This is a genomic window from uncultured Arcanobacterium sp., assembly GCF_947253055.1.
GTDB lineage: Bacteria > Actinomycetota > Actinomycetes > Actinomycetales > Actinomycetaceae > Arcanobacterium_A.
The window spans coordinates 1-14,004 of record NZ_CAMXYE010000007.1 but is presented as its reverse complement, the minus strand read 5'-3'; the positions used below and the strand labels follow the sequence as shown (position 1 = coordinate 14,004).

Sequence of the window (14,004 nt, the reverse complement as noted above, 5' to 3'; positions counted from 1 at the left end):
AGAAACTATTTTTAGATATAGTAGGACCCGAATTGCAGCTTCTTCAGCAATTTCCCGACCAGATTAGAGGCCAAGGCAATCGGAATCCGATTTGCGTGATAATCGATCAGCTCGATGAGATTGCCATCGGGGTCACGCATAAACGCCCAGTGGGCACCGCCCATAAACTGCACGTCCGAAACGAACTCCGCGCCTTTCTCTTCTAGCTTCTTCTTTAATGCCGGCACATTGCTCACGCTAATAGCGATATGCGTATAGCCGGGGCGATTCCAGACCGTCTTCGGAGCTGGCTCTGCCTTAGGCGAGAACTCAAATATCTCTAGTACATTTGTGCTCTGCGTACCTAGGAAGCCCAGCCGAATCGTCAGCCCTTCTTCTCCGTAAAGATCTACCAGCGTATCAGCTTTCTCCGGCTCTACAGTAAGCTCATTGAGCAGATGCCAATCAAACATATAGCTATACCATTTGATGGCTTCTTCAAAATTGCTTACAGTCACTCCCGCATGGGTAACCCCATGGATACGGGGGCCGCAGAACAACTTCTTTACTGGATCGAGAATTCCCATTTTAGGCACCTCCAACTGGCTTCTGAGCATAGTCACCGACTGCGAGCATCATAGCCCCCAAATCAGCTCCATACTCCGGAGCTCCTTGCATAACAATTCTTTGCGCAATAGTAGCGTCAATCATGTCGTCAGTACCCTGTAGAGTGCCTAAGGCGCTCGGTACCGAGTCGAATGCGAGAGCGAAGAATGGCTTAGAACGCGTATAAGGCCCTCTTACTGCCTTGGTGCGTCCGCCCTTAACGCGAATATACGCATTAAGTTCTTCACGGCCAATTACGCTGAGTTCGTAGACGCGATCAGGCTGGTTCTTTGCCCATTCACTAAAGAGTGGATGCTTAGCTTTATTAAGCTGAGATATTCCACTAGTGAGCAGGTAGAACATGCATCTGGTGAGCAGAGCTGCCTTATCGGGGTCTTCGGGAGCTTCCGTCTGACCGAGCAGATCTGCCATGTAGAGCAGCGACCGCAAGGCGGCTACGAAAAGCCGGACATTAGAGAGTACTCCCTTCATCTTCGGCAGCGTCTGCAGATTGATGGTGCCGAGGAAAAATCCGTTTAGAGCTTCGCGCGATGCGAATTGTAGCTCCACATTCGGCGCCGGATGCACACCGGTGCGAATAGAGACCTCTCCGTCGTTCACCTCCAGCCGCGTAGCTACCTTCTCGGGAGCGCCGAATTCATCTTTTTCGCCGGTCAGTGCAGAAATCTGCACCACGCCGTTCAGACCCTTAAAAGCCTTCGTCAGCGCCGGAACGTTATTGATTATCGGCTTTAAGGTCGGCACCACCGCGTTTAGAAAAACGAGGGTCTGGTACTTTACTTCTTGCTCGAGAGGTATATCGCTCATTCTTATACCTCATCATCCCAGTCGTCGTCCTCTTCAATCTCGATGCGCATCAGCTCCCGAGCGGATTCGACGATACCGTTCTCATCATAACCATAGTGAGCGTAGAGATCCTCCGGCTGGCCAATCATCGACCAAGTATCCGGAACACCGAGCTTGCGGAAGGCGAAGCCCTTGCCCGTGCTGGCTGCAACATCGGCGACTGCCGAGCCGAGGCCGTGAGCAATATTGGCATCTTCTACCGTAATTACACGGCGGGTTTCGGCCACTGCATTCTTAATAGCTTCTTCGTCGAGAGGCTTAATCGAATAGAGGTCGATTACCCGTACGGAAAGGCCGTCTTCCTTATTGAGCATATCTGCCGCCTGAATAGCCCGCCATACTGCCGAGCCGGTGGCCATAATCGTCAAATCGGAGCCTTCCCGCACTGTGTGAGAACCGCCAATGCGATAGTTCGGAATCTCTTCGGTGTATACATTCTGATCATAGCCACGGTTTACACGTACATAGACCGGACCTTGATGCTCATAGGCAGCTAGTACTGCCTGCACCGTCGAACGGCCGTCTGCCGGGCAGAGGGTGACCAGGTTAGTAATGGAACGCAGAATCGCGATATCTTCTGGGCTCTGATGGGTGGAACCAGCATTGCCGAAAGAAAGACCGGAGTGCGTAGCAATTACTTTCACATTTGCATTGCCGTAGCAAATATCGGTACGCAGCTGCTCCAAGGCACGCATAGTTGCGAATGCGGCGAAGGTGGAGACGAAGGGGGTGTATCCGCACTTCGCCATACCAGCAGCCATACCAAACATATTCTGCTCAGCAATACCTACGTTGAAGAAACGATCCGGATAGGCATCTGCCAACAGACCAATCTTCGTGGATTTTGCCAAATCGCCAGAGAATCCGACAATATCCGGATGCTCCCCAGCCAGCTCCACCAGCGTGCGGCCATATACCTCAGCGGTAGCCATATCGCCGGCGTCAAGCATTGTATAAGTTAATCCTCCAGCCATCTTTAGCTCTCCTTAATCTTTGCTATGCGCTGTGCATGGTAGCGCTCGAGGGATTCATGCCCATCTTTGACCTGGTCTTCGCTGAACGAGCCGTAATGCCACTTGTAGTCGCCGGCGATGGTATCGATTCCAGCGCCTTTCACCGTATTGGCAATAATCATGGCCGGCTTGCCCTTTACTTCGCGGGCCGCATAAACAGCATCGTAAATCTCCGGAATCGAAGATCCGTCGATGTCAAATACTTCCCAACCGAAGGCACGCCACTTATCTGCAAAAGGCTCCAGGCTCATGACGTCTTCCGTCATGCCGTCAATCATGGCCTTGTTGCGGTCGACAATGCCGATAAGGCGATCGAGCTTGAAGTGAGAAGCAGCCATAGCCGCCTCCCATACAGAGCCCTCATCGCATTCGCCGTCGCCCATCATGCAGTAGACGTCGAAGTTACGCCCGGAAAGCCGCGAAGCGTTTGCCATGCCAGCAGCAATCGAAAGGCCGTGCCCGAGAGAGCCGGTCGCGATTTCTACGCCCGGTACTTTCGAACCGTCTGGGTGAATACCCAAGGGGGAACCAGTCTTATTGAAACGCTTCAACCAATCCTTGGGGAAGCAGCCCAAATCGGCTAGCAGTGGTGCATAACCTACACCAATATGCCCTTTGGAAAGCACGAAACGATCACGATCAGGATCGTCGAGCTTATCCGCGCTGAAGTTCATTACATCGTAGTAAAGTACGGTCAGCACATCGATTGCAGAAAGCGAGCCACCCACGTGCCCGCCGCCAGCCCAATAGACGGTATCTAGGGTGAGTCCTCGAAGTTCGTGAGCCTTATCTTCGAGACGCCGCCAGGTATTCGGATCGATACTCATTTAAAATCCCTTTCCGAGAATATTCTTAACGTCCTTGCGAATTACGCGATAAGCTTCATCAGCTACTTCTAAGGTCTGCTCAATGTCTTTATCAGTCAAAGAGGCATTGATGAAGAGGTTGTGGTGGTTGGCCAAGAATACTCCGCGCCGTACGCACTCGCCGATAAATGCTTGATGCAGCATATTATTCGGATCTTCAATATCCTCATAGCCGGTGGTGCGCATGAACCACATCGAAGTCTCACCGGACACCTTGAGGTGGAAGCCGTTATTGGCAGCTACCTCTACGAGGCCATCCGTGATCTTCTTGCCTTTCTCCAAGCAGACCTTCGCTAGATCCATCTCCCGCATCTTGGTGATACAAGCAATCGCGGCAGCCATCGGAGCCGCGGAGAGCCAGTAGGAACCAGTGTAGAATACCGAAGCTGCGGCATCCTGCAGGGATTCGCGCCCTACGAGAGCGGAGATATTGTAACCATTGGCCAGTGCCTTACAGTAGGTGAGCAAATCAGCATTGAATCCATAGCGATGATCAGAGCCGTGTACATCCAAACGGAATCCGCAGCGTACGTCGTCGACGATTAGTACAATGCCTTCCTGCGTACACAGATCGCGTACCTTCTGCCAGTAGCCTTCCGGCGGCAGCATATTATCTGCCAAAGCAGGATGGTGGTACGGAGTCGAAATCAAGCCAGCAATCTGACCCTTGTTTTCGTAGACAATCCGCTTAATCTGGGAGAAATTGCCGAAATCTGCATAGAGATTGTTGGCTACGTCTTCCTTGGCGATACCAGAGTAATCAATCTGCTGCATCCAAGGAGCTACACCGTGGTAGCCACCGTGCAACATCAGCATCTTGCTCCGGCCGGTCGCTGCCTTAGCCGTCAGAGCGGCCATGGCAGTTACGTCGCCACCGTTCTTCGCGAAGAAGGCCCAATCAGCTGAATCAATCGTATCTACCAGCAATTCTGCCAGTTCAGGCAGACGCGCCGAAGCGAGAGAAATGCAGTTACCCTTCTTCAACTGCTCTTTGAAGGCGTTATCCACATCGGGATCGTTGTAGCCGAGGACATTCGGACCATAAGCGCACATGTAGTCAATGAACTTATTGCCGTCAATATCCCAGAAATAGGATCCCTTAGCTTTCTCAGCATAAAGCGGATAAGCGTCGATAGGCATGAAGCAGCCTTCGCCTGGTCCGAGGTGGCCGTAAATACCGCTCGGTACTACCTTGGCACTCTTCTGAAATAGTTCTTGACTCTTGGGGTATTTGTATGTTTCCATCATCTTTTCCTAACTGAGGTACTGAGATACCAGACCGAGAAGCCGATTAAAGTTATCCAGATTCGGGACGTAACCGCTAATGCGGATATCCTGCGAACCGATGGCAGAGAAAGCAGCAATCTCTCCCCGCAGTACTCCACCAACCACATCCAAGCTGGAGAAAATCATGCGAGAGCTCGGGGTATTCGTAACTCCTTCAATGGTGGTGAGCTTGTGATCCTTAATGCGGAGAATATAGGCTGGGCCGTCTATTACTGCCAGCTGCAGATCGCCGTCCCGCATTCCTTGTGCACTCTGCTGACCCTTCTCATCACTATTAGCTATTTCGCTAGCAGAATTGGCCACTACACAGAGCGTCAAAATCGTATTGATGCGCCGGAAATTCTCATCCTTGAGAGCTTCCGGAGTGGGGCGCAAATAATCTGTAAGAATATTGGTCAGTTCGGTAAAGGTTCCGGTCAAGAACTTAATCTTGGTAATTCCTTTAACCGGAATCGGCATACCGGTGCCGTCGAACATCTTGTTCACCATCTTGGGGGTGGGGAACGCTAAGTTCATGGTGTTTGGACCTGCACCGCGGTGGTGTGTAATGGTCCCGTGTTTAATAGCCAGCCGAATCGTTACCTTCGGACTGGTGAACTGAATGATCTCATCGGCATTTGCGATGAGAGCTGCAGCTTTGTCGTCAAGTTCAACCAATTTTTCTAGCGCTTTAAATACGCCATTCAGATTGACTCGACTTAATGTTGCATTATCCATTTAGGTCGCCTCCTCGTTGAGCTTAAGAATAATAGTACCCGGAGTTTCGAGTATTTAAACGGTTTTGTGTACCTAAATTACTTGAAATTTACCTGATACTCTATTCTCGATATAAACAGTCTACATATTACTCAACTCACATTCAATTGGAAATAAGTAATTTCTTTAAAAAGAATGTACGGACAAATAATATGACCACCTGCATAATTAATGTAGGAGCAAAATCCTGGGCTTTCGTGTAAGAATAGTTCTATGTATGAGAAGAAATCCGCATTGCTCGATCACACCGAGGTTCCGGAAAAAGCTGCCCTGGAGGGCTTAGAAAAACGTTGGAGTAAAGAGTGGGAAGAGGCCGGCACTTATCGCTTTGACCGGCAAACTACTCGGGAGGAAGTCTATTCTATTGACACTCCTCCCCCGACCGTCTCTGGTTCGCTGCACGTAGGGCATGTATTTAGCTATACCCATACCGATATCATTGCGCGCTTCCAGAGAATGCGCGGAAAAAACGTATTCTATCCGATGGGGTGGGACGATAACGGCCTGCCTACCGAGCGGCGCGTACAAAATTATTACGGAGTGCGCTGCGATCCTTCTCTTCCATATGAAGAAAATTTCCAGCCGCCGTACGAAGGCGGAGAGGGGAAATCTATTCGCTATGCCGATCAGAAACCGATTTCTCGGCGTAACTTTATTGAACTTTGTTGGAAACTTTCTGCCGAAGATGAAAAACAGTTTGAGAATCTCTGGCGATATCTCGGACTTTCGGTAGATTGGCAGCAGAATTACCAAACGATAGGGAAGCGGGCGCAGATAGTCGCGCAGAGTGCTTTCCTGCGCAATTTAGAGCGCGGCGAAGCCTACCAAGCCCAAGCACCGGGACTGTGGGATATTACTTTCCAGACCGCGGTGGCGCAGGCAGAAGTGGAGCATCGCTCCTATCCCGGCGCTTACCACGCCCTCGCTTTTCACCGCCCAAATGGCGAAGATGTAGTAATCGAGACTACGCGCCCCGAATTACTCCCGGCCTGTGTGGCTTTGATTGCCCACCCGAGCGATGAACGCTTCCAGCATCTTTTTGGCACCACCGTCACTTCGCCGATTTTCGGAGTAGAGATTCCGGTACTGCCGCATCACAAAGCGGAGAAAGATAAAGGCGCCGGAATTGCTATGTGCTGTACTTTCGGCGATATCACCGATATCGAGTGGTGGCGCGATCTCTCCTTGCCGATGCGTTCTATTTTGGAAAAAGACGGCCGGCTGTACCGCACTACCCCGAAATGGATTACGGATCCGCACGGAATCGCCGTTTACGAAGAAATGGCAGGCAAGAGCGCTTTCACCGCGCGGAAGATTCTGGTGGAGAAGCTCCAGGAAAGCGGCGAGATGATTGGCGAAGTCCGCCCCACTGATCGAAAAGCTGCTTTCTTTGAAAAAGGAGATAAGCCGCTCGAAATCGTGCCCTCGCGCCAATGGTATATTCGCAACGGCGGCACTGAGTACCGCGAAGAAAATGGGCAAACTCTCCGCGAGAACCTGCTCGACTGCGGTAAAGAGCTGGATTTCCATCCAGATTTCATGCGCGTACGCTACAACAATTGGGTGGAGGGACTCAGCACCGACTGGTTGATTTCTCGCCAACGCTTCTTCGGCGTACCACTGCCGCTTTGGTATCGCATAGATGAGAATGGGCAGATTGACTATTCCGCGGTTATCACTCCGCACGAAGATCAACTTCCCGTGGATCCGAGCTCGGACTGCCCGCCTGGATATACTCCTGAGCAGCGCGGCCAAGCCGGCGGTTTCGCTCCGGAAGTCGATATTATGGATACGTGGGCGATTTCTTCTCTCACTCCGCAAATTGCGGGTGGATGGATTAATGACGCCGATTTATTTGCCAAGGTTTATCCGATGGATGTGCGTCCACAGGGGCAAGATATTATCCGCACCTGGCTGTTTTCCACGATGGTGCGCTCCCACCTCGAATTCCACGATATTCCGTGGAAGAATGCCGCTATTTCGGGCTGGATTCTCGATCCAGATCGGAAAAAGATGTCGAAGTCGAAAGGCAATGTAGTCACGCCGATGGGGCTGCTAGAAAAGCACGGCTCAGATGCAGTGCGCTATTGGGCCTCCTCCGCGCGTCTAGGCACGGATACTGCCTTCGATGAAAAGCAGATGAAGATTGGACGGCGCTTAGCGATGAAACTCTTGAATGCGGCTAAGTTTGCATTCCAGATGAGCGAAGGTGCACCCGTAAGCCTCGATTTGGCGGCCGTCACCGAGCCACTCGATCGCGCTTTGCTAGCTAAGTTGGCGGAAGTGGTGAAAGAAGCTACTACCGCGCTAGAGGATTATCAGCATACCTACGCTTTAGAAGAAGCCGAGAGCTGCTTCTGGAGTTTCTGCGATGACTATCTGGAGCTGGTGAAGGCGCGCGCCCAAGACCGAGACGGCGCCTATTCGGAAGCAGGGAAAACGGCGGAAATTATTTCTGCCCGTACTACCCTGAATATCGCTGTCGATATATTTGTGCGGCTCTTTGCCCCGTATCTTCCCTATGCAGCGGAAGAAATATGGTCGTGGTACCGCAGTGGCAGCGTACATCGAGCCGAATGGCCAGATGCGCAGATGCTGTCTTCCGCTATTGGCGATGCCGATGGCAGCGTGCTGGAAGCTACGGCAGAAGCTTTGCATGCCTTGCGGAAGGTAAAGACGGAGCAGAAAGTCAGCCAGCGCACCACCTATGCAGAAGTCACTTTGCTAATGCCAACCGCGGCAGAAGAAAAAGTGGCCGCTGCACAAGATGATTTGCGGGCTGCCGCCCATATAGAAGGCGAATGCGTGCTGCAAGCAGCGGCAACTGCAGAAGATTACTCCGTAACTGATTTCACTCTGCTTATTGAGCAGAAATAACCCTACTTATCGAGCAGAAATAAACGAAATTTATGAGCGAATTCTTAGAAGAAGATGGAATATCTTTTACCCCCGGAAAAATTCAGATAGACGATATGCTTTCGGTGCCGGAGATGCTGCGCCGAGCAGGTGAGGCCACCCCAAAAAAAGTGGTTCTAGAGCGGAAATCTAGCTTCTCGAACCAATGGTTGCCTATGACCTACAAGCAGTTTATCCGGGAAATCAAGCAGGTGGCTCTGGGGCTGATTGCTTGGGGGATTAAACCGGGAGATAATGTGGCGATTATGGGGAGCACCTCCTATGAGTGGGTACTCTTCGACTACGCGCTCCAGTTTGCCGGCGCGCGCGGCATCCCTATTTACGAAACTTCTTCTACGGAGCAAGCCGACTGGATAGTCACAGATGCGAAGATAGTGGCAGCCTTTGTAGATAACCACACTTTGCGGAATGTGCTGCAGCCGCTTTTGAAGAAGCACCGCCATTTCAAGAAAATTTGGGTGATGAGTGACGGTGCGCAAGCGCAGCTAGCGGAGCTTGGCTTTGGTGAGGATGAGGCGCAGATTGATACGCTGATAAGCAACCAAAAGGCCGATGATATTTGGACTATTATCTATACCTCCGGCACTACTGGAAAACCGAAAGGTGTGGAGCTCACGCACCGGAATGTGCTGCACGTGGCGATGAACGGCGTCTTAAATGAAGACCTGATGAAGGTGCTGGCGATGGGGAAAACTTCGCGCACTCTTATCTTCTTACCTATGGCGCATGTATTTGCCCGCTTCATTAATGTGGCTATGTTCTATGCCGGCACGGTGGTGGGGTACTCTCCCAATACCCATAATCTCGTATCTGATATGCAGTCTTTCCGGCCGTCCTTTATTCTGGCAGTGCCGCGCGTATTTGAAAAGATGTATAACGCCGCGGAAGCCACTGCTGGTTCCGGATTGAAACTGCGGGCTTTCCGGAAATTCACCAAGGTAGCTATAGAGTATTCGCGGGCTTTGGATACGGAAGAGGGCCCTTCTGCGAAGTTGAAGGCACAGCGCCGGCTCGGAGATAAGCTCGTATATTCGAAGATTCGCGATATTACGGGCGGCCGGCTGAAGTACGCAATTTCTGGTGGAGCTCCGCTCGGTGAGCGCTTGGGGCATTTCTTCCGCGGGGCGGGAATCACCGTATTTGAAGGCTATGGCATGACGGAGACTTCTGCTCCCACCACTGTGAATCGACCCAATAAAATTCGCATCGGTTCGGTGGGTACCGCCTACCCTGGCTGTTATGTAAAAACCGCAGAAGACGGAGAAATACTGGTGAAGGGCGATCACGTATTCCGGGGCTATTTTGGAGATACGAAAGAAACTGCTGCTGCTTTTACGGAAGATGGCTGGCTGCGCACCGGCGATATGGGGCGCATCGACGCCGATGATTTCTTGTGGATCACCGGGCGGAAAAAAGAATTAATTGTGACGGCGGGTGGAAAGAATGTAGCTCCGGCTCCGCTCGAGGATTCCCTACGCGGGCATTCACTTATTTCGCAGGTAGTAGTGGTGGGAGATAAAAAGCCATTTATTTCCGCGCTCGTCACTCTCGATGCTGATGCGCTCCCCCAGTGGCTAAATAACCATGGGATTGAGCCGATGTCGCTCGCCAGTGCGGTAAAGGATCCGCAGATTATTGCCGCGATTGATCGCGCCGTTAAATATACAAATAAGAATGTATCGCGCGCAGAATCTATCCGTAAATTCGAGATATTACCGCTCGATTTCACGGTAGATAACGGCTACCTCTCGCCTTCTTTAAAGGTGCGGAGAGCGGAAGTGCTGAAAGATTTTGCGCCTTTGATTGAAAAGATTTACGCCGATAAGCTATCGCATATTTAATTGAGCGCTTTAGGGCTTTAGTGCTTAGGAGCCTTTGCGCTGATTCTAAAGTTGCGCGCTATCGAATTGATTACGGCCGCTTAATTTTTTGCCGCCTGCTGGCCGACTGCTTTCTTGGTAGAGGCGCCGGTGGCTTTCTTCGCAGAAGTGAGCACTAAAGTGGGCTCCGCTTCTCCCGCGGCTACCTTGCTGGTGATTACCACTTTGGTGATGTCGTGGCGCGAAGGAATTTCAAACATCAGCTTCCCGAGTAGTTTCTCGAGAATAGAGCGCAATCCGCGCGCGCCGGTACCTCGCGCAATGGCTTCTTGCGCTATTTTTTCTAAAGCGCCGGCGGTAAACTCCAGCTGCACGCCGTCTAGTTCAAACATCCGTTGATATTGTTTAATGAGAGCATTGCGCGGGCGCACCAGAATTTCTACGAGATCTGCTTCTTGGAGCTTATTTACGGTAGCGATAATCGGCACGCGCCCTACTAATTCGGGAATAAGCCCAAATTTATGCAGATCATCTGGGGTCACTTCGGCCAAGACGTCGTCCATCTTATCGGCCTCATGGAGCTGCGATCCGAACCCGATTCCCCGCCGCCCAGCGCGATGTGAAATTATTTCTTCCATCCCGGCGAAAGCACCCGCTAAAATAAAGAGCACATTCGAGGTATCTATTTGAATAAAATCTTGCTGCGGATGTTTGCGCCCACCGGTAGGCGGCACCGAAGCCACCGTACCTTCGATAATCTTCAAGAGGGCTTGCTGCACTCCTTCTCCGGAGACGTCGCGCGTAATAGAGGGGTTCTCTGATTTCCGCGAAATTTTATCTATCTCGTCGATATAAATAATGCCTTTTTCGGCTCGCTCCACATCGTCATCAGCAGCTTGAATCAGCTTGAGTAAGATGTTTTCTACATCTTCGCCCACGTAACCCGCTTCGGTAAGGGAGGTAGCATCGGCAATAGCGAAAGGTACATCTAAAATTCTTGCTAAGGACTGCGCCAGGTAGGTTTTCCCAGTGCCGGTGGGGCCGAGCAGTAGAATATTCGATTTTCCGATTTCCACCGTTTCGTTTTCTTCTTCCGCGGGCGAGGCACTGGAGCTAAAAGTGATTCGCTCGGAATTGGGGTTTGTTTTCTGGGCGCGAATCCGCTTGTAGTGGTTATATACCGCCACAGCTAAGGTACGCTTCGCCGCCTCTTGCCCGACCACGTATTCATCTAAGAAATCGCAGATTTCCTGCGGAGTGGGGAGCTCGCGTTCTGCTTCTGCTTCGGCGCTGTCATTGCCGAGCTCTTCGGCAATTATTTCATTGCAGAGCTCTATGCACTCGTTACAGATATAGACTCCCGAGCCAGTGATGAGTTTCCGCACCTGCCGCTGGCTCTTCTGGCAAAAAGAGCACTTCAAAATATCGGCAGCGTCAGCGGTCGGCACCATTATCTCCCTTTCTCATCCTAGGTACTTTCTCTCCCGCGGGCTGGCCGGCAGAGCGGAAGCCGCCCGGGAAATCTGCTCCTAGTCTATACTTATTTACTTTTTCACTAGCGAAGCACGCGGTTAATTATTCTAAAAGTCGCGCAGCTAAAATTTAGCGCGCCACCTCTAGAGCCGCCCCTAAGAGGCAATCTCAGCTTTGCGGGAACCGAGCACCTGATCTACCAAGCCGTATTCTTTCGCAGCTTCGGCAGTGAGAATCTTATCGCGCTTGATATCCTGCTTAATCTGCTCCGCCGACGTATTGGAGTGATAAGCCAGCGTATCGATAAGCCACTGATTCATGCGGTCGATTTCATCTGCCACGATAGCAATATCGGAGGCTTGGCCTTGCACACCTTCCATAGCCGGCTCGTGAATAAGAATTCGCGCATTTGGAAGGGCGAGACGGCGGCCGGGGGCACCGGCGGCAAGAAGTACCGCTGCAGCCGAGGCGGCCTGCCCAAGGCAGACGGTCTGGATAGGCGGCTTCACGTACTGCATGGTGTCGTAGATAGCCGTAAGAGCAGTGAAAGAACCACCCGGAGAGTTGATGTACATCGTAATAGGAGATTCCGGATCTAGAGATTCTAGTACCAGTAGCTGCGCCATTACGTCGTCAGCGGAAGCGTCATCTACTTGCACGCCGAGAAAAACTATCCGATCTTCGAAGAGTTTAGCGTAAGGATCTTGGCGCTTGTAGCCGTAGGGGGTACGCTCCTCGAAGTTGGGGAGAATGTAGCGATTAGTAGGCAGATTAGCTGCGCCTCCTCCCGGGAGCGAGCGATTCTGATTGGAAAAATGCTGTGCCATCCTAAATTTTCTCCTCGTCTTATTCAGCTGTGTCCGAAGTGCGGTTTACTCCCCCGCCCCCGATCACGGAAGAAGATTTTTCAATAATGTGGTCGGCGAATCCATACTCCACGGCTTCTTGGGCGGTGAACCAGTGATCACGATCCGAATCCGCAATGATTTGCTCCACCGTCTTGCCCGTATGAGCGGCATTTAATTCCGAGAGCTCTTGCTTCATCTGCAGAATTAAATCGGCGTTAATCCGAATATCAGTGGCAGTGCCACCTGCCCCGCCGAGCGGCTGATGCATTAAGACGCGGGTGTGCGGCGTAATATAGCGCTTACCTTTGGTGCCCGCAGAGAGGAGGAATTGCCCCATCGAAGCGGCTAATCCCATGCCTACCGTGGCCACATCGGGTTTTATGTATTCCATGGTGTCAAAGATAGCCATACCGGCAGTCACCGATCCGCCCGGAGAATTAATGTAGAGATAGATATCTTTATCAGGATCTTCAGCGGCTAATAGCAGCAGCTGCGCACAGATAATATTTGCGTTATCATCGCGCACCTGATCTCCCAACCAGATAATGCGTTCCTTTAGAAGCCGGTTGTAGATGGAATCCCCTAAGCCAAATCCGGGCTTCTGCTCTTCGCCGGATATTACTCCCGCCTGCATATCTCCTCCTTATATTTCCGGCGGGTATTACCGCCGCCTATCTGTATATAAGACTAATCGCTTCCCGCCGCTTTGGGAATTTACCACCCGCGCTTTCGCTGAGGGCGCAGGGCGGCTCTATAAAGAGAACTGCGCGGGCGGCGCTGAGCGCCGCCCGCGCAGCAATCCCGCGGCTTTTAATTATGCGCCGAAATTGATTAGCTGCTCTTTGGTGAGTTTCTTCGCTTCCGCTTCGCCAAGATCACCCTTGGCTACTCGATAAGCAATCCAGTCGGCTTTCAAAGCGGACTTGGCCGGAGCCTCCACAGCTGCTTGCTGGGCCGGCTGCTTAGCTGCTTTCTTCGGCGCCTTGGCTTTATCAGCACTGGCCTTTTCTTTTGCCGGAGCTTTCTTCGCCGCCGGCTTCTTGGCAGCAGCCTTCTTGGCGTCAGCCTTCTTGGCGTCAGCCTTCTCAGCGGCTGGCTTCTTCGCCGTATCCTTGGCCGGAGTAATCTTCCGGCTCGGTTTCTTATTGAATTCCGGCAATTTCTCAGCTTCCGGAGCTTCGCCGAATACTTCATCCAGATCCACGGCCGCACCGGATTCATCTACCACCTGCGCCAAACGCAGGGCAGAGATGATGGCCTTATTGCGTGCCATTTCTCCGGCAAAAGCGTTAATCTGATTCGACTGAGCAGCAGCTTGGATGAACTGGTTCGGATCCATTCCATACATTTGGGCTTGCTGCACTAAGAAGTTCAGCAGCTCATTCTGCTCTACCGTGATATCGAAACCGATGGCGTATTCATCGAGGAGTAACTGCAGGCGCAGCTGCTTCTCAATTTCTGGCAGCAGCTCGGCTTTCCGCTCTGCGTCTTCCTCTTTGCCTTCGTTTTGCAGCTGATGATTAAGCCTGTCTCTTATACACATCTCCGAGCCCACGAGACCGTTATTCTAATC

General features: G+C 51.8%; 12 protein-coding genes. 2 read left to right on the top strand and 10 right to left on the bottom strand.

What is annotated here, in order from left to right; translation table 11 throughout:
• Positions 1-11: 11 nt before the first annotated feature.
• The 6 genes from Q0X35_RS01050 to Q0X35_RS01025 are packed head-to-tail and all read right to left on the bottom strand — an operon-like array spanning position 12 to position 5,335.
• Positions 12-566: a VOC family protein gene (locus tag Q0X35_RS01050; protein WP_297564536.1), complete on the bottom strand. Its 555-nt coding sequence runs from the start codon at positions 564-566 to the stop codon at positions 12-14.
• Between the two features lies 1 nt (position 567).
• Complete coding sequence (locus Q0X35_RS01045) at positions 568-1,413, bottom strand: hypothetical protein (RefSeq protein ID WP_297564534.1); 846 nt, start codon at positions 1,411-1,413, stop codon at positions 568-570.
• Positions 1,414-1,415: 2 nt separating this feature from the next.
• On the bottom strand, positions 1,416-2,426 hold the full coding sequence (locus Q0X35_RS01040; RefSeq protein WP_073996131.1) for a transketolase family protein: 1,011 nt from the start codon (positions 2,424-2,426) through the stop codon (positions 1,416-1,418).
• Positions 2,427-2,428: 2 nt separating this feature from the next.
• Complete coding sequence (locus Q0X35_RS01035) at positions 2,429-3,292, bottom strand: transketolase (RefSeq protein WP_297564532.1); 864 nt, start codon at positions 3,290-3,292, stop codon at positions 2,429-2,431.
• Positions 3,293-4,579: an aminotransferase class III-fold pyridoxal phosphate-dependent enzyme gene (locus Q0X35_RS01030; RefSeq protein ID WP_297564530.1), complete on the bottom strand. Its 1,287-nt coding sequence runs from the start codon at positions 4,577-4,579 to the stop codon at positions 3,293-3,295. It lies immediately after the preceding gene.
• 6 nt (positions 4,580-4,585) lie between these two features.
• Positions 4,586-5,335, bottom strand: coding sequence for a hypothetical protein (locus tag Q0X35_RS01025; protein ID WP_297564528.1), 750 nt, complete (start codon positions 5,333-5,335; stop codon positions 4,586-4,588).
• A 252-nt stretch (positions 5,336-5,587) separates the two neighbouring features.
• On the opposite strand from Q0X35_RS01025, the gene valS reads away from it, so the two are divergent.
• Positions 5,588-8,251 carry a valine--tRNA ligase gene (gene valS / locus Q0X35_RS01020; protein ID WP_297564526.1) on the top strand — a complete coding sequence of 888 codons (2,664 nt, stop codon included), beginning with the start codon at positions 5,588-5,590 and terminating at the stop codon, positions 8,249-8,251.
• A 32-nt stretch (positions 8,252-8,283) separates the two neighbouring features.
• Positions 8,284-10,131 carry a long-chain fatty acid--CoA ligase gene (locus Q0X35_RS01015; RefSeq protein ID WP_297564525.1) on the top strand — a complete coding sequence of 616 codons (1,848 nt, stop codon included), beginning with the start codon at positions 8,284-8,286 and terminating at the stop codon, positions 10,129-10,131.
• An 80-nt stretch (positions 10,132-10,211) separates the two neighbouring features.
• On the opposite strand, the gene clpX is transcribed toward Q0X35_RS01015, so the two are convergent.
• The 4 genes from clpX to Q0X35_RS00995 all read right to left on the bottom strand — a co-directional run bounded on the left by clpX (position 10,212) and on the right by Q0X35_RS00995 (position 13,974).
• A complete protein-coding gene (gene clpX / locus Q0X35_RS01010; RefSeq protein ID WP_297564523.1) occupies positions 10,212-11,561 on the bottom strand; it encodes an ATP-dependent Clp protease ATP-binding subunit ClpX in 1,350 nt (449 codons plus the stop codon).
• A gap of 177 nt (positions 11,562-11,738) precedes the next feature.
• The gene (locus Q0X35_RS01005; protein ID WP_297564521.1) at positions 11,739-12,410 is read right to left on the bottom strand and encodes an ATP-dependent Clp protease proteolytic subunit; all 672 of its coding nucleotides are present in this window, start codon (positions 12,408-12,410) and stop codon (positions 11,739-11,741) included.
• A 19-nt stretch (positions 12,411-12,429) separates the two neighbouring features.
• Positions 12,430-13,065: an ATP-dependent Clp protease proteolytic subunit gene (locus tag Q0X35_RS01000; RefSeq protein ID WP_297564519.1), complete on the bottom strand. Its 636-nt coding sequence runs from the start codon at positions 13,063-13,065 to the stop codon at positions 12,430-12,432.
• Positions 13,066-13,245: 180 nt separating this feature from the next.
• Complete coding sequence (locus Q0X35_RS00995; protein ID WP_297564517.1) at positions 13,246-13,974, bottom strand: hypothetical protein; 729 nt, start codon at positions 13,972-13,974, stop codon at positions 13,246-13,248.
• Positions 13,975-14,004: the final 30 nt, after the last annotated feature.

Coding starts and splice junctions, on each gene's coding strand:
- Q0X35_RS01040 (WP_073996131.1), bottom strand. CDS start 2,426: ATGGCTGGAGGATTAACTTATACAATGCTTGACGCCGGCGATATGGCT.
- Q0X35_RS01000 (WP_297564519.1), bottom strand. CDS start 13,065: ATGCAGGCGGGAGTAATATCCGGCGAAGAGCAGAAGCCCGGATTTGGC.
- clpX (WP_297564523.1), bottom strand. CDS start 11,561: ATGGTGCCGACCGCTGACGCTGCCGATATTTTGAAGTGCTCTTTTTGC.
- Q0X35_RS00995 (WP_297564517.1), bottom strand. CDS start 13,974: ATGTGTATAAGAGACAGGCTTAATCATCAGCTGCAAAACGAAGGCAAA.
- Q0X35_RS01005 (WP_297564521.1), bottom strand. CDS start 12,410: ATGGCACAGCATTTTTCCAATCAGAATCGCTCGCTCCCGGGAGGAGGC.
- valS (WP_297564526.1), top strand. CDS start 5,588: ATGTATGAGAAGAAATCCGCATTGCTCGATCACACCGAGGTTCCGGAA.
- Q0X35_RS01030 (WP_297564530.1), bottom strand. CDS start 4,579: ATGATGGAAACATACAAATACCCCAAGAGTCAAGAACTATTTCAGAAG.
- Q0X35_RS01015 (WP_297564525.1), top strand. CDS start 8,284: ATGAGCGAATTCTTAGAAGAAGATGGAATATCTTTTACCCCCGGAAAA.
- Q0X35_RS01025 (WP_297564528.1), bottom strand. CDS start 5,335: ATGGATAATGCAACATTAAGTCGAGTCAATCTGAATGGCGTATTTAAA.
- Q0X35_RS01050 (WP_297564536.1), bottom strand. CDS start 566: ATGGGAATTCTCGATCCAGTAAAGAAGTTGTTCTGCGGCCCCCGTATC.
- Q0X35_RS01035 (WP_297564532.1), bottom strand. CDS start 3,292: ATGAGTATCGATCCGAATACCTGGCGGCGTCTCGAAGATAAGGCTCAC.
- Q0X35_RS01045 (WP_297564534.1), bottom strand. CDS start 1,413: ATGAGCGATATACCTCTCGAGCAAGAAGTAAAGTACCAGACCCTCGTT.